At 72.0% G+C, this 18940-nt stretch carries 10 protein-coding genes; 3 read left to right on the top strand and 7 right to left on the bottom strand.

From position 1 onward, the window contains the following. Positions 1–307 precede the first annotated feature (307 nt). Positions 308–2551 carry a UvrD-helicase domain-containing protein gene (locus ACIQUT_RS20860; RefSeq protein ID WP_403564500.1) on the bottom strand — a complete coding sequence of 748 codons (2244 nt, stop codon included), beginning with the start codon at positions 2549–2551 and terminating at the stop codon, positions 308–310. After that, positions 2548–9492 carry a DEAD/DEAH box helicase gene (locus tag ACIQUT_RS20855; protein ID WP_403564498.1) on the bottom strand — a complete coding sequence of 2315 codons (6945 nt, stop codon included), beginning with the start codon at positions 9490–9492 and terminating at the stop codon, positions 2548–2550. The genes ACIQUT_RS20860 and ACIQUT_RS20855 overlap by 4 nt, the downstream gene beginning before the upstream one ends. A 210-nt stretch (positions 9493–9702) precedes the next feature. On the opposite strand from ACIQUT_RS20855, the gene ACIQUT_RS20850 reads away from it, so the two are divergent. Then, a complete protein-coding gene (locus ACIQUT_RS20850) occupies positions 9703–10749 on the top strand; it encodes a beta family protein (RefSeq protein ID WP_403564496.1) in 1047 nt (348 codons plus the stop codon). Between the two features lie 43 nt (positions 10750–10792). Here the strand turns inward: ACIQUT_RS20850 and ACIQUT_RS20845 are convergent, their stop codons facing one another. From ACIQUT_RS20845 to ACIQUT_RS20835, 3 genes are all read right to left on the bottom strand, one after another. Continuing rightward, positions 10793–14695: an AAA domain-containing protein gene (locus ACIQUT_RS20845; RefSeq protein WP_403564495.1), complete on the bottom strand. Its 3903-nt coding sequence runs from the start codon at positions 14693–14695 to the stop codon at positions 10793–10795. Next, positions 14692–15117 carry a hypothetical protein gene (locus ACIQUT_RS20840; protein ID WP_403564494.1) on the bottom strand — a complete coding sequence of 142 codons (426 nt, stop codon included), beginning with the start codon at positions 15115–15117 and terminating at the stop codon, positions 14692–14694. The genes ACIQUT_RS20845 and ACIQUT_RS20840 overlap by 4 nt, the downstream gene beginning before the upstream one ends. A gap of 103 nt (positions 15118–15220) precedes the next feature. After that, positions 15221–15616, bottom strand: coding sequence for an ATP-binding protein (locus ACIQUT_RS20835; protein ID WP_403564492.1), 396 nt, complete (start codon positions 15614–15616; stop codon positions 15221–15223). A gap of 205 nt (positions 15617–15821) precedes the next feature. On the opposite strand from ACIQUT_RS20835, the gene ACIQUT_RS20830 reads away from it, so the two are divergent. Next, entirely contained in the window at positions 15822–16676 is an 855-nt protein-coding gene (locus tag ACIQUT_RS20830; protein WP_403564491.1) for a helix-turn-helix domain-containing protein, read from the top strand. Then, on the top strand, positions 16673–16933 hold the full coding sequence (locus ACIQUT_RS20825) for a DUF397 domain-containing protein (protein WP_403564489.1): 261 nt from the start codon (positions 16673–16675) through the stop codon (positions 16931–16933). The genes ACIQUT_RS20830 and ACIQUT_RS20825 overlap by 4 nt, the downstream gene beginning before the upstream one ends. A gap of 87 nt (positions 16934–17020) precedes the next feature. On the opposite strand, the gene ACIQUT_RS20820 is transcribed toward ACIQUT_RS20825, so the two are convergent. Both ACIQUT_RS20820 and ACIQUT_RS20815 read right to left on the bottom strand, forming a co-directional pair. Continuing rightward, the gene (locus tag ACIQUT_RS20820) at positions 17021–17638 is read right to left on the bottom strand and encodes a hypothetical protein (protein WP_403564488.1); all 618 of its coding nucleotides are present in this window, start codon (positions 17636–17638) and stop codon (positions 17021–17023) included. Between the two features lie 38 nt (positions 17639–17676). Beyond that, the gene (locus ACIQUT_RS20815) at positions 17677–18897 is read right to left on the bottom strand and encodes an AAA family ATPase (protein WP_403564486.1); all 1221 of its coding nucleotides are present in this window, start codon (positions 18895–18897) and stop codon (positions 17677–17679) included. Between the last annotated feature and the right edge of the window lie 43 nt (positions 18898–18940).

Raw genomic sequence — 18940 nt, 5'->3', positions numbered from 1 at the left:
GCTGCCGTAGCCGTGGTTACCGGGCGTTCCGCGGTACTCCGGCCTCAAGACGTTTGCGTCCGACGTACCCGCATCAGTCCGCGAAGCCCTCGTCGAGATCCAAGAACAACTGATCCTCGATCACACGCTTCCGAGGCTTCGGGTCGGCAGTGCCCGTCTCGGGGGAGGAACGCGCGAACGCGTATCCGATGCCAACCGTGGAGGAGGGGCGCCATCGAGAGCGATGTGATGCGACGAACGTCGGTATGCGCGTGGACGGAGCCTGTGCGCGGTGGCTCCGTCCACTCCGCTCGTCGGGCTGCGGGGGCTACCCCTGCCGTGTCAGCGCTGAACCCAGGAACGGGCTGGGCGTTCCGTGCCAGAAGACGTCCACGCTGTCCCTGGCCCGAGTCGCCGCCACGAACAGCAGGGACCGGGCGCGCTGCACCTCGTGGCGGTAGCGGACCGGATCCGTCGCCCGCAGCCTGTTCACGGCCTCGCGCGGGACCAGGCCGTCCGCGACACCGGCAATGATCATGCGCTGGTACTCCAGCCCCTTGAACCGGAACATCGTGCCGATGTGCACGCCGCCGTCCCCGTGCGGGCCGTCGGCGCGGATCTCCACCGGGCGGATCCCGTGCAGGCCGAGGGTGTACGCCACTTCGGCCGCCATCTGGTTCGTCGGCACGCAGATCGCGATCTGCTCGTGCGGAATGCTCATGTCCGGACTGGCGTCCCACGTCTGGATCAGCGCTGCGATGCCCTCCCGCTCCGTTGCCCAGTCGGGGTGCGCGTGCCCGGTCGGCTGGTTGCCGCTCAGCACGGACCGGTAGCCGGCCAGCGTCTCCTGGCTGCCGTCGAGATCGTCGTAAGCCGTCTCGCCCAGTACGTCGAGAGCGGAGCGGAGGATCTGCCGGGTGGTGCGGTAGCTCAGGGTCAGCTTCGAGGACCGGCCGCGGATGTTGATTCCCAGGCTGCCCAGCGTCACCTGGTTCTTGTAGATCCGCTGATGGGTGTCGCCGACCAGGAACAGGTCGTCGGCCTCGCGCGGGGCCATCGCCCGCAGCATCTTCCAGTGCGCCGGGCGCAGATCCTGTGCCTCGTCCACGACGATGTGCCGGTAGCGGTACCGCAGCCAGCCTCCGGAGCCGTCCTGCAGGTGGACGTTGTCCAGCCCGCCCGTTTCCTCACGCTGCCGCGCGATCGCAAGGATGCGCTGCTCTCGGCCGATCTCCAGCCTGGCGGCGCGCTCGGCCACCTGGTCCCACGTCTGCCGGCCGAGGCGGTCGAGTCGCTGCGTGAAACGCTCGGCGAGCTGCCAGATCCGGGCGCGCTCGGCACGGGAGATGTTCCGGCCGCGCCCGGCCCGCCGGGCGCGGAAGTAGTCGGCGCGGGTGGGCACGGCCTGCCCGAGGATGACCTGGGTCCATTCGTCGTGCAGGAATTCGGGATCCCAGTCGTCCTCTCCCAGCTCGTCCAGCAGCGCACGCCATTCCCGTACGGCCTGGCTGTCGTCTATGGTCTGCTTTCCGCTGCCGGGTTCGGCCTCGCGGACGATGCGCAGCGCCACCTGGTCGACGTGGCTCACGTCCACCCGGGCGAGCAGCTCTTCGCCGCCCAGCTCCAGCAGGCGCGAGCGCAGGTCCGCGGCCAGGTTTTTGTTGTATGTCGTCAGCAGGATGGGCTTGTCATGTCCGGGGCGTAGCTGGCCGACCAGATGACGGACCCGGTGCAGGGCGACGATGGTCTTGCCCGTGCCGGGCCCGCCACCGACCCGTGCGGGTCCCGAGTAGCGCCGTTCCACGAGCTTGGCCTGGGTGGGGTGGAGGAAGACCTTCCACCGGCTGAAGTCGCCCCCTTCCAGTGCTTCCTTGAGGGCCTCGTCGGATGTGGTGACCACCGTGGCCGGACGTTCGGCGGCGGCCTGGAAGTCCTCGGGGTCGATCGGCTCGGCGGCGGCGACGGGCGCCGTCACCTGATCGAGCACGTCGTCGTAGGACTTGCCGTCGAAGAGGGCGAGCAGCACCTCGCCCGTGAGCTGGGGCGCGTACTCGACGAGTCCCAGCAGCTGGTCCTCGGTGGTCAGGGTCCGGACGACCGGGAGCAGGGGTTCGGCGACGCCGAGTTCGGACAGCTGGGTGTCGGACCAGGCGGCGAAGAGCTCCTCGGGCCCGGCCGGTGCGGGTGCGGCAGCCGGAACCGCGGGAGGGGGCGCGAGGCGTCGGAAGACGCTCTCCTCGACGACTTCCAGGTCGACGTACTCGATGCCGCCGGTCACCGGGTTGACGCCGGCGGACAGCCGGTCGTAGACGTCCTTGCGGTGCTTGACGGAGACGATCAGCCAGTCGTCGTCCGCGAGCCTGAGCAGCAGGGCCCGGTAGTCGTCGCTGACACGGGCCGACCACAGCCGGCTGTCGCCCTTGAGCTGCTGCAGCTTGAGCCCGGTCGCCCCCGGGTTGGTCTTGAACTTGTGCTGGAAGTCGAAGAACGCGCCCTTGACCGTGCGGGGGAGCTTGCGGATCTCCTTGTCGGCCTTGTCGAGCAGGCGCAGCTTCACGCCCGAGGTGTTCATGAGGTGTGCCCCCCGTTGTCCGTGCTGTGGTGGTTCTCGTCCTCTCGGCGCCCCGTGAGCCGGGCGATCAGCTCGGCGGGGTCCCAGGCGGTGGCGGGGCGGACGTCCCAGCCGGCGGCTGTGAACGCCTTGTCCCGGTCCGCGGCCTCGTAGTCGGGTTCCGCGCCGGCTTCGGGTCCGCCCGTACGGGGGGCCAGGACCACGCCGGTGCGGACGGCGGGCCAGGCCAGTTCCGCCTGCCAGCCCGCTTCGTCGAGTTCGTAGCCGTCCTCGGGCGCGGGCACGCCCGCGTCGGCCAGGGCCCGTGCCAGCGCGGCGAGTCCGGGCTCGTCCTCGTCGAGGTACTCCATCACCTCGTCCCAGCGGGCGTCCCGGCCGTCGGCCGCGGGCGCCGGTTCCCCGGCCGCCGCCCCCTCGTCCCGGACAGCCCCGACTTCCACTGCCGCCGCAGGGGCGGCGGCGGGCTGGGCCGGCTCCGCCACCGCGATCCGGGTCCGCGTGGACGGCAGCCAGCCCTCTCCACCGGTCACGGTCAGCACCTCGGACGCGAAGCCGTCGAGCAGGCCGGTGGTGAGCTGCACGCTGTCGCCGCCACCGTGGTCCAGGAACTGCAGCACGTTGCTCCAGAACAGCCAGGCCCGCCAGCGGCGCCGGTGCGCCGGTCCTTCGGCCAGGGCCGCCTCACTGTCGTCCAGCACCGTGAGCCCCGTCCACACCGGCGGGGTACGCCTGCTGTCCGCGGCCAGCACGAGGCGGCAGCCCGAGGCATCCGTCCCGTACAGCAGCCGGACGGGCCCGGCAGGGCCCGCGGCCGCTCCGCCGCGCAGCGCCGCCTCCACACCCGCGCCGACGCCGTCGCCGCCGAGGGCGGCCGCCCGGATGCCCCCGGCCGCGATGAAGCCCGCGGCAGCCGCCTCGGCCCGCCGCTGCCAGCGGACCGCGTCGGGCGAGCGCAGATAGGCGAGCAGGAGCCGGGCCGGGCTGACCCACACGGAGTCGGCCAGCTCGCCGGGCAGCCCCTTGCCGACCTGGCTGTAGTAGTCGCGGGCCCGCTTCTGCGCCTCCGCCCCGTACGGTTCCCAGACCGGGTTCACCGGACCCGCCCCCGCGTATCCGTTGTCGCGTACGCGCTCGCGCCATTCCTTGACGTCGTCGTACGTCAGCTGGAACACGCGCAGCCCGTCGCTGCGCAGCCCCGTCCGCTTGGCCGCGTCGTCGGCGAGACGGTTGTGGGCGGGAGTCGCGTGGTACGCGAATCCGTCGAGGTACACGGCGACACGGGGGCCGGGGGCGTCGAGGCGTTCGAGGAGTATGTCGGGTCGCGTGCCGTCCAGGGCGCGCTGTTGCGAGACCCGCCAGCTCACGGTGGTGCCGTCGGCCGCGGTCAGCCGGAGGTCGAGGGCGTACGTGCCCGCCGCAGTGGTGTAGGCGTCGGCGGTCGCCTGCGACTCGGTGAGCCTGGCCCATTCCTGGAGCGTCTCGATGAACATGATCTCCAGGTCGCTCTCCGCCTGGCGCTCCAGCGGGATGTGACGCGTGGTCTCGACCGGAGAGGTCCGCCAGCCCTCGGCATTCTCGCCCAGCAGCTCCTGGAACATCTGCCGCACCTCGTTGCGGCTGACCTTGTCGTAGTCGGCCGCCGGGACGCGGCGCAGCAGGCACTGGTGGCAGCCGTCGAGACCCTTGGCGCGGCACGGGCAGCTCTCGATGACCTCGCGCGCCTTCACCAGCACGTCGCGGAAGCCGTCGGCGGACGCGAGCCGGTGCAGGTAGCCGGTGCCGCCCGGGAGGCGGTCGTAGACCACGAGGAACCGCCGCGGCCAGTCGGAGCCGTCGGCACCCGCGTGATCGGGCATGGTCGCCTCGGCGATGTCGATGTGGTCCGGGTCCCCGCCGTACTGCGCCGAGATGCCCGCGAACAGCGCTGCCGTGAACGAGGCGAGGCGCTCCTTGGCCCGCGCCACAGAGGCGGGCAGCAGGACGCGGACGGCCTCCGTGGTGAGTTCGTGGGCCAGCAGCAGCGGCACGTCCTCGCCCTTGCCCTGCTGCTCGCCGCCGCCGGACGCCGAGGTTCCCTTGACCCTGCGGCGGGGGCACCACAGGAGGTGGTGCGCGGCTGCCGTGGTGCTCAGCGCGCCGGACTCCGTGAGCGCGTGCTGGGGTACGTCCACCACGGGACGTCCCTCGGCGGTCGCACCTCCGCAACCGGTGCAGACGTAGAACGGGTTGAGCCGGACGTCCGCGCCGGCGAACGGTACGGTGCTGCTGCCCTCCTCGCGGTCGAGGCCCAGGTTGAACGTCCGGATCTTCGCCTGCCGGGTGAAGTCCACGCCGAACACCGCGGTCTCGTGGCGCCAGGAGCCCGGAGTGATGCGCTCCGGGTCGATGTCGACACTCGTCAGTACCGAGTAGTGGCGGCGGTCGCGTTCGTCGCGGTCGTCCCGGACCCGGGCGTCGTCGCGCTTGTCACGCGAGATGACGCGCCGCGGCTGGAGCACGTACTGCACGCAGCCGGCGTCGGCGATCTCCCGCCCGCCGCAGCGGGGGCACGGACTCGTGTCGGCCTTGGCGTCGTGCGTACGGACGTATCCGCATGCGGGGCAGAGCCGCCACACCGACCAGGCGCGGCGGTCGGGGGTGCCGACGTCGAGCGCGCGCACCACGTGCCGGTAGCCGTTGACGTAGAAGCTGTTGCCGGGAGCCAGTTCCGTCAGGGCGAGCTTCCGGGAGCGCTCGTAGTCCCGGGTCTCGCTGCGGTACACCCGCTCGCGCGGGTCTGCCGCGGGGGCTTCCGGCCGGGCGTCTTCTTCCTCGTCGTCCGCCGTCTGCGTCCAGTACAGCGTCGCTTCCAGCTGTGTCGTGGTGTCGGTCAGGCTGTAGTTCGGCAGCAGGCCCAGTTCCACCAGCGTCCCGTGGGCGCTCGACTGGCTCAGCTCGCGCAGCAGGTTTCCGACACTGCGCCGCTCGGCGAGGAGTTCACGGCGCTCGCGCTCCTGCACGGTGTCGCTGCGGACCAGCTGGTCGGCTGCCTCGTCGATCGCCGCGATCCGCCGCCGCAGCTCCTCGCGGCGCCCGGTCCAGTCCTCCTCGGCTTCCTGCAGGGCCCGGACGATGCCGTCCGTGGCGTACTCCCTCAGCTGGTCCGCCGCATGCTCGGACACGGTCTCCCCGGCCGGGCCGGTGGCGCCCGCGGGGTCCGGGAAGAGGCGGAGGAACTCCTCGACGAGGACGGCGCCGTGCGTCTGGGCGGCGTCCGCCAGGTCCTGGCACCATCCGGTCGCGCCGAACAGGGCGGAGGACAGCCGGGGTACGGGAGCGAGGACCTCGCCGTCCGCGGTGCGCAGCTCGCCGCGGGCGGCGAGATCGAGGAGGCGCGCGGTGTACTGGCGCCGCAGGATCTCGACGGCGGACAGGTAGCAGCCCGGGGGGAGGATCTTTCCGGCGATCATCTCGCGCGGCTCGTCCAGGTAGTACAGGTCGCGGGCCCGGCGGCCGCCGAACGCGACCACCAGGGCGTTGCCCGTGCGGCGTCCGGCGCGGCCGGCCCGCTGCACGTAGTTGGCGGGGCCGCCGGGCAGGGAGCCGAGCAGCACCGCGGACAGCTCGCCGATGTCGATGCCGAGTTCGAGCGTCGGAGTGCAGGACAGCACGTTGGGATCGGTGTAATGCGTGCCCGCCTTGAAACTGCGCTCGACCCGCTCCCGTTCCGGCCGGCTGAGCATGCCCGTGTGCTCGGCCGTGACCACACGGAAGGTTCCGCCCGTCAGGTAGAGCCGGCGGTAGTAGTCGGCGCTGTAATCACGTTCTCGCGCGCCCGAACCGAAGGCGGCCACACTGGATCCGCTGCGCGGCGCGTCGGGCTGGGGAGCCGTCAGCATCCCCTTGCACCGGTAGCGGGGGCAGGGGTGCCCGTACCAGCGGGTGCACCGTTCGGGGGCGACGACCTGCTGCCAGCCGCAGTCCTCGCAGCTGACGTACGCCTTGTTGACGACGGAGTCGTGGAGCAGCTGCGCATGGATGTGCCCGGGCAGGAGCCCGTAGAGCCGGGTCTGGCGGTCGCCGGCGGTCCGCACGGCCAGGACGCGTTCGTCGGCGAGGGCGGGCAGCAGGGTGCGCAGGTATTCCGTGGCACCGGCGGCGTCCAGGTCCAGACACCTGCGCGTCCAGTCCTGGTACCAGCCGAGCCGTCCGGTGACCGCGTCGAACTCGGACCGGTCCTTCTGCCCGTCCAGCAGGAAGCGGGGCGGAGCCACGCCCTCGGGGAAGGCGGGCATGCCGTCGGGCCTGCGGCCGGAGATGAGGTACCGGTTCGTCCCGGCTTCCTTCATCCAGGTGTCGAGCCACCGGTGGTACACCGCGCCGCGCAGCCGCATGCGCTCCAGGAGCCCGCGTACGTACGCCAGGTAGCGCTCGGGCGAGGGCAGCGCGCCCGTGGCCAGCAGCTGGCCCGGCAGGGACAGGTGGAGGTCCCGGGCGAGGTCCGTCACCCGGTCCGGATCCTCCACCACGACCTCGGCGGCGGCGGTGCGGGTCAGCTCCAGGGTGCGGCCCATGCGGCTGCGGAGCCCGAACTCCATCACGGTCGCGAAGGCGAGGCGTTCGCCGATCAGCTTCCAGGTGCGGGCGTCGCCGGTGCCGCGTCCCGAGAGCAGCCGGTCGACGCCCGGCTCGTCGTGCAGGTCGGGCGGCACGACCGCGGCCAGGGCCTCCGGGTCGTCCACGGACTCCAGCACGTGCCCGATCAGGTCGTTGAGCGCGGTCGGCGCGCCGGACTCGTCGAGGTTGTGGGCGAGGAGGGAGCGCAGCGAGAACTTGTACGAGGCGTTGGCGACGTACCCCGCACGGTGTGCCGCGTCCTGGGTGGAGTCGTTGAAGAGGAGCGTTTTGCGCTCTTCGGGGACGAGCGCGATGTCGCCGCCGGTGAACAGCTGGGTGACCGTCGCCGAGGCGAGGGCGGCCTGCGCGGTGCCGAGGAAGCGGATGCTGTTGTCGGTGTGGCAGGCCGGGCAGCGGTCGTCCTTGGCCGCCCGGTCGGCCGTCTTCTTGTCGAGCAGGGCCAGTGCGAACCAGGCGTCGAGCAGTTCCCCGGCGTCCGCGGACGCCGGCATCCGGTACGTGCCCTGGCCGCCGTCCAGGACGACCACCGACAGGGGATCGACGCCGCTGCTCTCCGCGGGCCGGGCGCCGGTCAGCGCGTCGAGGGCCTGCTGCCGCTCCCGCCGGGTGGCGGAGATGAAGTAGCGGATGCGCCGCTTGTCGCGGCCCACGGCGGCCCGCCAGATCCGGTCCTGTGCCATGACCAGCCGCTGCGGATCGGCTTCGGGCGACAGGGCCGCCCAGCCGGAGCGCCCGCAGTTGCGGCAGTACACGGCGGGCAGGTGGATTTCGGGCGGCCGGACCGCCGTGTCCGTGCCGGGGAGCGGCTGGGGCCGGCTGGCGAGCGGCGTCGGCCAGCCTCCGGAGGATCCGTCGGGGTCCTCGTCGGCGAGCGGGGCCGCGTTCAGGGCGGCCCGCCGCGCCGCGGTGCGGTCGTCCTCGTACCAGCGGAACTCCGGCGACGCGCCCACTCCCCGCAGGACACGGGTGACGGGGCGGACCCACAGGTGGGCCTCGATGTGCAGCAGCGGCCGGGGCCGGCGCTCGTCGGACTCGGGGTCGCGGGCCGCCGACAGCAGGGCGACGAACCGGGACAGGGCCTGGAGTACCAGCTGCGGGTTCTCGCGTGCGGTGCGCCCCCAGGCGTACCCGAACCGGGCGAGCCGGTCGCGCAGCCCCCACTCGTCCAGCGGTTCTCCGCCCAGCAGTGACAGCACGCCGTGGGTGAAGTCGTGCCGCTTCAGCAGCCGCCCGATGCGGAAGGCGTCGAGGCCGGTACGGCCCAGCAGCCGGGCGGCCAGGCCGTCCAGGTCCAGCAGGTCGGGCTGGGCCTCCGCACCGGGACCGCCGGAGGCCTCGATGACCTCCTGCGGGGTCGGGGGCTCCGGCAGCTCGTAGTCGACGGCACCGGTGAATTCCTCGGCCGACATCCGCTCCTCGCCGATCACGGCGTCGGCGGGGAACGGCATGCCGAACACCCGCGCCGCCACGTCGAGGATGCCGCCGGACTCCTGGCCGGGGCTGCCTTCGCCCAGGGTCGCCGACGTCGCCACGGGGCAGACCGACCCGAGCGGCCGGCCCGGCTGCGACGCACCCACCGCGGCGGCCAGCCGGCGCAGCAGCATGGCCACGTCGGTGCCCTGGGCTCCGTCGTAGGTGTGGAACTCGTCGAGCACGACGTACGCGAGGTCGGCGCCCTCCCACAGCGAGCGGTCCTCGCCGCGCTGGAGCAGCAGGTCGAGCATCTTGTAGTTCGTGATCAGGACGTCGGGCGGTGACACGCGCATCTCCTCGCGCCGTGTCATCACCCGCCGGAAGTCCGTGTCGGGCCGGTCGCCGATGTAGAGGCCTGCCGTGACCTGTGCCAGCTCCGGGCGGGCCAGGTAGTCCCCGATGCGGCCGGCCTGGTCGGTGGCGAGCGCGTTCATCGGGTACAGCAGGACGGCCTTGACGCCGCGGCGGCCCTGTGCCCGCTGCCGTCGGCAGTGGTCCAGGACGGGGATCAGGAACGACTCGCTCTTGCCGGAGCCGGTACCGGTCGTCACCAGCGTCGGCCGGGCCGGGCCGTTCAGGGTGGACAGCCGGGCCCATGCCTTGGCCTGGTGCCGGTACGGGGCGAAACCGGGGAACCCGGCCGTCCACTCCAGCTCCCGCTGCCAGCCGTCGTCGGCCACGTGGAACGGGGTCCTGATGCGCAGGTAGGGCCCCCGGAAGATCCCCGTCTCGGGGTGGCCGAGGAAGCGCTCCAGCGCCCGCCGGGTGTCCTCCTCGGCGAGGGCGTACGTCGTCGTGAGGTACTGCGTCAGACTGCCGCGGAGCTGGGCGGCGGCCATGGTCGGCTTCACGACGTCCCCTTTTTCTTGCCCGTGCCCTGATGATCAGCACCACCGTATAGCGGGCACGGCCGCCCGCCGGGGCAGATCTGACCGAGCGACCGGCCGCCGGACAGTTTTTCGGTCAATCGGGCCGGAAACGCGCTGTTCCGGGATGTCCGGAAACGGGAGAACCTGAGAAGCGAGGGAAGAGGACACGGGCAGAGCCGAGGGGGAGCCGCCATGTCCGGACCGCTGTATGTTCCCGTCCTGCCGGCCAAACCGCACGCCCTGGCCGCCTACCGGCACCTGGACCCGGCCGTGCAGTCGGCCGTCGTACCGCTCTGGAACCTGCCTCCGCGACCGGGCCTCCCCCCGGACGCCCTCCGCACGGAGGTCCGGCGTGACGCGCAGGCCGTGAGCAGGAGGCAGCGCCACCATCCCGCCTGGCTCGACGCCCCGTCTGCCGACCCGGCACAACTGACCGCACTCGCGGCCGTGCTGGCGGAACTGGGCGAACTGGGCCCCCTGCGACCGGTCACCGGCCCCGACCGCCCCGCCTCACACCAGGCGGCTTCCCTGGCACAGGCCCGCACCTCGGGCAACGGCCTCGGCATACGGGTCACGGTGCCCGGGGAGTGGGACGGCGCCGCCGCCCTCGCCGTACGCGATCTTCTGGCGCGGGCGGATCCGGCCGTCGAGGCGGACCTGCTGCTCGACCTGGGCGCTGTCCTGGCCGACCGGGCCGAGGCCGGGAAGGAGGCCCTGCGCGCCCTCGACGCCCTGATGCCGCTGACTCCGTGGCGGACTGCGGCCGTCCTCAGCGGCGCGTTCCCGGATGTGACCGCCGACATGCTGGAACACGGCCTGCACGCCGAACCCCGGATGGACTGGCACACCTGGCGCGAGCTGTCGGACAGCGGCCGCGGGTACGCGTCCTGGCTGAGCTACGGCGACTACGGCATCCAGCCCGCCCGGGCCCTCGCCCGCGAGGCGTCCGCCGGCCGCGGCGGCCCGCCCTGGGGGACGCTGCGCTACACGGCCGGGGAGTCGTTCGTCCTCGCCAAGGTCCTCGCCCGCGGCGAGGACCGCACCACCGTCAACCGGGCGGCAGCCCGGCAGCTCACCGAGCTGCCGGACTTCCGGGGCGCGGCGGCCGGCGCGGGGGAGAGCTGGCTGCGGGACTGCGCGCACGGGCGGGGGCCGTCCGGGACGGGCAACGCGTCGGTCTGGCTCCGGGTGGGAAACGTCCAGCACATGTCGTACGTCGTCCGGAGCCTGCGCACCTGACCCCGGCCCGCCGACCCCCGGCCCCCGTCCCGCAGGGGAGCGGTCAGGCGAAGAGGGGATCCAGCACCGCCGGCCCGGCCGGCACCCGCCAGGCCGGCAGCCGCACCGTCCGGGCCACCGGCGCGGACTTGGCCCCGCGGCCGCCGGAGGGCAGCCCGATCAGCAGGTCACCGCGTGCGTGGGTGAGCCGCAGATGGCGGGCGGGATCCTGCCCGGGCAGGGGACCCGTGTCGATGAGTACCGCCGTGTTCTCCCCGTGCACGGTGAACAGCAGGTCCACCGGGTGCCCGCCGACCACTGCCGCGCGTTCCAGGTCGGTGATGCCACGAGTACCGAGGTAGTCCTGGAGCCGGTCGGCGAGCTCCTCGCGGAATCCGGGCGACGCCGGGGCACCGGGGACCGTGTCCTGGTCTGCGGAAGCCCCCGCGCCCAGCGCCGTCGAGCGCTCCGCGAGGAGGGCCGGCAGCCCCGCCTGCCCCTGCCAGAAGCGGTGGCTCCCCACCGTGATCAGCTGCGACTTCGCCCGGGTGACCGCGACGTTCCAGAGGTTGACCTGGCTCGACACCCAGTGCGTCGTCTTCGGCGGGGTGTTGTCCGTGGCCACCGGGCTCAGGACCATGACGTCGCGCTGACCGCCCTGGAAGGCGTGCACCGTACCGACCCGGACCCGGTCGTCACCGGCCCACACCCGGGCCAGCGCCTCCTTCTGCGCACGGAACGGCGTCACCACCCCGACCGTGGCGTCCTCGGGCAGCCGTGCCAGCAGCTCGTCCACCGTCCGCCGCACCCGGTCCGCCTCGGCCTGGTTGCGCCAGGACCGGCCGCCGCTGCCGGCCGCGGACTCGCCGTGCGGCACGTCCACCCAGCCGAGCACCGGGGCCGGATCGGCCGCCCCTGCCGGATCGGCCGGCGGGACCTGCCTGCGGACATCGGTGAGGACCTGCAACCGGCCCGCATAGCAGTAGCCGTTGACCACGTCCGCGATCTGCGGATGGCACCGGTAGTGCTCGTCGAGCAGCAGCGCCTCCTCGCCGTGCTGTGCCGCCGCGTGGTACGAGGCGTACACGTGGTAGGCCAGCCGGTGGTCCTCCAGCTGCGCGGCGGTCAGGCCCGCCCGTACCCGGGCCTGCCGCTCCTGTTCCGGGCTGATCCCGGGAATGTGCCCGAGCTGCATCGGGTCGCCGATGATCAGCGCCCGCTTCGCCCGGAACAGCAGCGGCAGCACCGACGGGATCGAGCACTGGCTCGCCTCGTCGATCACCACGAGGTCGAAGAGCTTCGGGGTGAGTTCGAGCTGGCGCACCGAGTGCGTACTGATGGCCCATCCTTTCAGGTGGGCCATCAGATTGCGCTGGCTCTTCTGGAAACCCGAGCGCCGGCGCAAAGCCTGGAGCCGCTGGTTCATCAGCGACTGTCCCCGCACCATGCTCTCGGCGGCCACGGAGTGCGCCAGTTCTCCCGACGCCGCGGAGGACGCGGCGGCGCTCTCCAGCCGGGCCTGCTTCAGCGCGTCCTCGTCCCAGGCGAGATGCGCCGGTACGAGCTCCCGCAGGGCCCGCTCCACCGCCACGGCCTCTGCGAGGTCGAGCAGCAGCCCGGGCGGGGCAGGGCGCTCCGCGGCCCAGGCCGGCCACGATCCCTCGGATCCGCCGCCGGACGAACCCGTGAGCGCTGCGAGGGCCCGCCCGCGGCGCCACCTGCCGAAGGTCAGCCATCCGGCTCCGGCGGCCCTCCGGGCGCGCTCCTCCCAGCGGGCGAGCGCAGCCGGCTCCTCCGCCGCCCAGACGCCCTCCAGCAGTCGTACGGGCAGGGCGAGCCCGTCCGCCCGCCGGGCCCGCTCACGGGCCAGCTCCAGCAGGCGGGCCTCCTCGCCGACCCGCCCTGCCGCCTCCGCCCGGAGCGCGGCCGTACGCGCGTGGCGGTTGCGCAGCTCACCGGCCACGGTCGCGGCACCCCGGGCCGGGGCCGCGGCCGGCTCGGCCAGCAGTCCGGCCAGCTTCTCGGCTTCCCGTTCCCGGGCTTCCACGTTTCCGGTCCGCATGAGCAGGCCGGGCGAGATCTCGTCGCACCGCTCGGCCACCACGTTGACGGCCTCGTTGTTCGTGGACGCGACGAGTACGGTCTGCCCGGCGGCGACGGCGGTCGCGACCACGGCCGTCACCACCTCGCTCTTTCCGGTACCGGGCGGGCCGGTCGCGACGGTGAGCCGACGGGTCATCGCCGAGGAGATCACCTGCTCCTGGCTCTCGTTGCACGGGCCGGGGGACACCACCGTCACGGCCGCCGCGTCACGCCCCGTCCCGTCACCACGGTCGCCGTCGCCGTCGCCGCCGGTCAGGAGGGCCTCCAGCGCGGTCCCCGTGATCTGACCGGCGCGCGTGGACATCTGGAGCAGGTTGTCGACCAGGCCCTCGGTCGCGACCCGCTCCATCCCGGAAGGCGCCAGCAGTACGGCGGCGTTGTGGGCGCCCGGCCGCAGCGAGTCCATCACGGACCGCTCGCTGAGCGAGGACAGGTCGAGGGGCTCCAGCTCCGGAACGCCGAGCTCGGTCAGCAGCTCCCGGACCGCCTTGACCATCTGGATGCCGTTGCCCTCCTGCCAGCTCGGCTGCCAGCGGGCCAGCAGCTCGGTGGCCTCGTCGTCGGACAGCAGCTCGGTGATCACACCGGTGTGCAGGGAGGGAACCCCGTTCGGGCGCAGCAGGTCGCGGCCGTTCTCGTCCGGGGTGAGCTCCATCGGCTGGACCAGCAGCGGCGCGATCCGCACCGCCGCCCGCCGGCGGCCGTCCCCACCGCGTTCGGGAAGGGTGATCGCGGGATACCCGTACCAGTACTCCTGGAGCCCGGACCCGTCGGCCTGCGCACCCGTGCTCTTCGGCTTGGGCAACTGCCCGGGGGCGGGGAAGGAGTTCCCGAGCCCGGACTGGATCTTCTCCGGACCCTGGCCCAGCAGGAAGTACGCGAAGCCCCGGCCGCTGTCGCGGTCGGGCAGCATGCCGGACGCCGCCTGGGCGCTGAGGCAGTGCGCGTAGTACCGCAGCAGCCGCTGCCGGTCGACGCCCTCCCCGGCGTCCTGGGCGACCAGCTGCCGCGCCTTCAGCAGGGCGGGGGAGACCCCGCTCTGAGCGGCGGCCCGGGCCGCGTCGCGCGGCGCGTCGGGAAGACGGACCGGACGGGCGACCGAGCGGGCGAAAGGCAGGGAACGGGTGGCCCGGATCGTGGACTTGGTCGGCCGCTGCTCCTCGGGGACGCCCTTGATGACCATCTGTGCGGTCAGGTACTCGAAGAGGTCGTCCGGGGTGATCCAGCCGCCCTCCTTGATCCGCCCGCTCCGCAGGCCCTCCACGATCTCCCCGGTGAACCGGGACGTACCGAGGGAGGACCCCTCCGGTGCCATCGCGGACGCGGCCTGGAGGGCGTCGGAGGCGGTGATGAAGTACACGCCGCCCGGGCGCAGCAGCGTACTGGGCCCGGGCCGTTCGCCGGTGTCCGTGTCCGTGCCGCCCTTGGCCGTCCACCCCTGGACCACGGACCCGCTGGAGCAGCAGTCCAGCAGCACCAGCTTGGACGCCGCCCGGCAGGACGTGAGCATCCGCTCCAGGAACTCGGCCGGGACCGCCGTGCCCGGCAGGTCGTCCGGGTCGGCGTCCCGGGTCAGGAAGTACAGCTGCCCGTCCGCCTCGCAGAACTGGCCGTGCCCGGAGAAGTACAGCAGCGCCGTCTCGCTGGACTGCCGCTCCTCCAGGAACTGCTCGACGGCGTACAGCATTTCGGCGCGGGTCGGCTCGGCGACCATCGCGCAGTCGTTGTACATGCCGATCTCGGTGCTCTCCAGCACCGCCCGCATGTAGTGCAGGTCGGCCCGGACGGGCGGCAGGTCGTGGTAGCGGTCGCTGTCGTACGTGGATACGCCGATGAGCATGGCGTACCGGTCGTTGTCGCTCACTGCGCGCCCGGCCCCGCCTCGCCGCCGTCCTCGTCCGGGGTCCCGGTCGCACCGCCGGCGAGGAACCGGTCGATCAGCTCGCTGTCGGCCCGGGCCTCCTTGCCGGTCACGCGGAGCGTCGCCCCGTCCGCCCGGGTGATGACGATGGTCCGCTGGGGGACGCGGGCCAGCCAGACCTGGATGCCGGCGGCGACGAGCGAACCCCCGCTGAAGACCAGCCCGATCAGGTCGGTGACGGGGCCGCCCTTGTCGGACGCGGACTCGGCCTCGGGCCGGGGGCGCGGGATGTCGAGCGCGGCCCGCGGATCGGTCTCGGCGAGGGCCGCGAGCAGCTCGCGCGCCTCGCGGCGGGCGCGCAGCGGGTCCTCGTCGACGACGGCGATGCGGTGGCCGACGGCGGCCGGGTCGGTGGTGGTGCTCACGTTCTTCGTCCCCCCAGGTCTTCCCCGTGCGGCGGACACACGGACGGGCGAGAGTACCGAAGACCCCTGGCGCTGAACCCGCAAATTTCCGAAAACCTGCTGATCATTGGCGTGAAACGGCCAGCTCCGCCCACACGGTCTTACCGGGCGCCCCGACACGCGGCGCCACCGCCCACCGGCTCGCCAGGCGCGCGACGACGAGCAGCCCGCGCCCCGACTCGGCGTCGTCCGGTGCGTCGTGGTGGGTGGGCAGCGGCACCCGCTCGGTCCGGGTGTCGCTGACCTCGACCCGGAGCGTGTCGGCCGTGGCCGACAGCCGGAGGTGGAAGTCCCGGCCGGGGACATGGCCGTGCCGGACCGCGTTGGCGGCGAGCTCGGCGGCGATCAGCGTCAGCGTCCTGTTGGCGGGAGAGGCGTACGGGTGTCCCCAGGCATCGAGCTGGTGCGAGACGAGCCGGCGGGCGAGGTGAGCGCCGCGCGGGGAGGAACCGAACTGCATGGAGCACTCGTTGGCAGTCGCTCGGTCCGCTGGGGCGGGGGAAGTTTCGCTGTTCATACGGCATACGCTTCCGCCGCCCGCCTACGGTGGACAGTGGCGGCGCGCCTACGAGCGGTAGCGGTAGGCGGCAGGTCTGCGCGTGTAGGCGGGACGGAGCGTGACGGGCGACGCGGTGCGGCGTTGTCCGCTGGAGGTGATGCGAGGCATGAACGAACCCACCCTCGACGACGAGGAAGACCCCGGCCCGGGCACCGCCCCGGACCCCGGATCCGGCATGCTCCGGGTCTTCGGCCGCCAGCTGAAACGCTTCCGGATCCGGGCGGGCATCGAGCGTCCCGACTTCGGGGACCGGCTGGGCTACTCGGTGTCCACGATCGCCGCGTACGAACAGGGTCGGCGGGTGCCGCCACCGCGGTTCATCGACCAGGCGGACGACATGCTGGACGCGGGCGGGGTCCTGAAGGAGATGAAGGAAGAGGTCGCGCGGGCCCAGTTCCCGGCGTTCTTCCGGGATGCGGCGAAGCTGGAGGCGGAGGCGGTTGAGCTGCACGTCTACGCGAACCAGGCGATCCCGGGACTGTTGCAGACGGAGGAGTACGCGCGGGCGGTGTTCGGGATGATGCGTCCCCCCTTGGATGAGGAGACGATCGAGCAGCGCGTGGCGGCTCGTCTGATGCGTCAGGAGGTCTTCGCCAAACACCCGGCGCCGCTCATGAGCTTCGTGGTGGATGAGTCCGTCTTGCGGCGGCCGATCGGCGGGAAGACCGTCCTGCGGGGACAGCTGGAGCAGATCCTGCTGGCAGGCCAGCGGAGAACGGTAGAGATCCAGGTGATGCCCCTGGGGAGCGAGGAGAATGCTGGGCTCGCTGGCCCGTTTACCTTGATCGAGACAAGAGAAGGCCGCAGGATCGCGTACGTTGAAGTTCAGAACGTGAGTCATGTACACGTAGAGCGGCGGCCTGTGTGGGGCCTTGAGATCAAGTACGGGATCCTGCGCGCGCAAGCCCTGACACCTCGGGCGTCGCTCGGCTATGTAGAGAAGCTGCTGGGAGAGCTATGAAGGCCAAGTCGGAGGGCCGGAGGGATGAGCTGCTCTGGGTCACGAGCAGCTACAGCAGTGAGGAAGGCGGCGAGTGCGTCGAAGTTGCCATGGACTGGCGCAAGTCGAGCTACAGCGCGGGTGATGGTGGCGAGTGCGTCGAGGTGGCTGGATGCCCCCACGCCGTCTATGTGCGCGACTCGAAGGACACCACCCGCCCTGGTCTGAGCGTCGGATCGGCTGCCTGGACTACCTTCGTGCGCTTCGCGAGCTGGTAGCCGTCTGGAGCGGCCGACGGAGCTGCCCCGGACACAGGTGTCCGGGGCAGCCGTCCACGACTCCGCGGGTTGCTGAACGCACCTGGGCTACGAACGGGCCGTCCAATGACGGAGGTCGGCGACCAGGTCGTCATGCGAGCTGTTCCGCCCGACCGGAGAGGTGAGCAGGCCGTGCGCGGACGCGGCCTTGGCGATCAGCGGACCGTCACTCTCTCGGAAAGTGGGGGACGGCAGCACCCGCTTCAGCTTCTCCTTGGGGCTGTCGATCAGCCCCGTGTCCCTGCCGCTCAACTGGGCGGGGAGCTTCCACTTGGGGCGGACGTACGGAAACGCCTTGGGGAACAGGAGCAGCCAGCCCTCGGACTCCCACGCGGCCAAGGCATACAAGGAGTCCGCCGGGCACTGACGCCTCAGCTCCGCCGCGACGGCCTTCCGGATGTTCCGATAGCCGTTGCCGGTGTAGTCGTCCAGATCCTCGTGAACGGCGAAGCCGACGAGCGGTCCCTTCTGCTGGAGCGCTTTGCCTTTGGCCTTTCCGACGAGTACGCGCACGTTCTCTTCCAGCGCCGCGCCGGCCTTCTTCTTCAGGCGGACCGGATCGTTGATCCTGACGATCTTGGTGCTTCCCAGACCCGGATGGTGTGCCTTGATGATCTCGGCGACGATCTGGCAGTCGTTGGCGTCCTCACCTGCCAGGACGATCACTCCGCGTCCTGCTTGGTCCCCCTTCACCCCCCGAAAGCTCACATCTCACCACCGGTGAGGTCGCCGCCGAGGACGCCGGAGAACCAGAGTTCGCCCAGCGGTTGGTCGCCGCTCTCCTCGACGATGGCCCGCACCTCCTCGACAGTGAGAGCGGGAATGACCGATGCTCCTTCCTCGTCGCGCTCGCACACCACGATCTCGTCCGGAAGCAGCCGGTCGACGAGGGACGGTGAGTGCGTGGCAACCAGGAACTGGCTGCGGGACGACGCCTCCCGCAGGCGCTTCACGATCAGCGCGAGTGCTTGGGGGTGCAGGCCGTGGTCGATCTCCTCGATGCACGTGAGCGCTGGAGGATTCGGATCGTAGAGGAGCGCGAGCAGGCCCAGCAGTCGCACCGTTCCGTACGAGGCGTAGGCGAGCGGAGTGGGGCGACGCAGTCCGCGTTCGTGGAGGAGGACGGTGACCTGATCGGCTGCCCCACCGACCGTGGCGAACTCGATCTCCTCCAACTGAGGCAGCACCGTACGGGCGTCCTCGATCAAGGATTCCCAGAGGTCGTCCTCGGTTCGCAGGTACATCAGGAACTCGGCCAGGTTGTCCGCCTGCGGGGACAGGTCGAGGAAACGGGCGCCGCGGCGAACCCGGTTCGGCAGGCGGGCCGCCGCCACATCCACGTCGAAGACCCGGAAGGACGACAGCTGCTCGGCGAACCGGGAAACCTCCTTGCCCCCGTCCGAACTCGCCAGGCGCGGCAGCGTGGACAGACCGCTGCTCAGACGTTGAATCCCGAAGCTGCCGCTGTCGTACTCCTGACCCGCTTTGTTGTCGGTGACCTGCGCGGACTCGCCGGAGATCGTGATGCGGCGCCCGCGGCCCTGAGTGCGCTTGAACCGGAAGGACTCGCGGCGGGAGAGGCTGTCCGACCCCGACTTCAAGGTGCGTCGCTGAACGGTGAGTTCGTACTCGTCCGGGGTGTTCTCGCTCGCGTGGGTCGTCCAGGTCGCCTTGAGCCCGATCTTCAGCGTGTTCGGAGGCTTGGCACCGCCCCAAAACGCGATCTCGGTGAAACCCTGGCGGGAGTCCAGGGCCGGCTGGAGATCCGTACGGATCACGTCCGCGAGGAAGTCGAACACCTCCAGGACGTTCGACTTACCCGCGGCGTTCGGTCCGACGAGCACGGTCAGCGGGCCGAGCGGAATGGTCACGTCGCGCAGGCTGCGGAAGTTCTCGACGTGGAGTTCGAGCAGACGGTCGGTCATGGCTGGAACCTAACGGACAGGGCGGCTGGAGGCGGGAGATACG

Origin of the sequence: Streptomyces sp. NPDC090445 (assembly GCF_044769385.1) — a bacterium.
In the GTDB taxonomy this organism is placed as follows: Bacteria; Actinomycetota; Actinomycetes; order Streptomycetales; family Streptomycetaceae; genus Streptomyces.
This window is presented reverse-complemented; position numbering and strand designations above follow the sequence as displayed.

What these genes read in the sequence shown, in the direction of transcription:
- ACIQUT_RS20830 (WP_403564491.1), top strand. Translation starts at nt 15,822, where the DNA reads ATGAACGAACCCACCCTCGACGACGAGGAAGACCCCGGCCCGGGCACC.
- ACIQUT_RS20850 (WP_403564496.1), top strand. Translation starts at nt 9,703, where the DNA reads ATGTCCGGACCGCTGTATGTTCCCGTCCTGCCGGCCAAACCGCACGCC.
- ACIQUT_RS20825 (WP_403564489.1), top strand. Translation starts at nt 16,673, where the DNA reads ATGAAGGCCAAGTCGGAGGGCCGGAGGGATGAGCTGCTCTGGGTCACG.
- ACIQUT_RS20835 (WP_403564492.1), bottom strand. Translation starts at nt 15,616, where the DNA reads ATGCAGTTCGGTTCCTCCCCGCGCGGCGCTCACCTCGCCCGCCGGCTC.
- ACIQUT_RS20815 (WP_403564486.1), bottom strand. Translation starts at nt 18,897, where the DNA reads ATGACCGACCGTCTGCTCGAACTCCACGTCGAGAACTTCCGCAGCCTG.
- ACIQUT_RS20860 (WP_403564500.1), bottom strand. Translation starts at nt 2,551, where the DNA reads ATGAACACCTCGGGCGTGAAGCTGCGCCTGCTCGACAAGGCCGACAAG.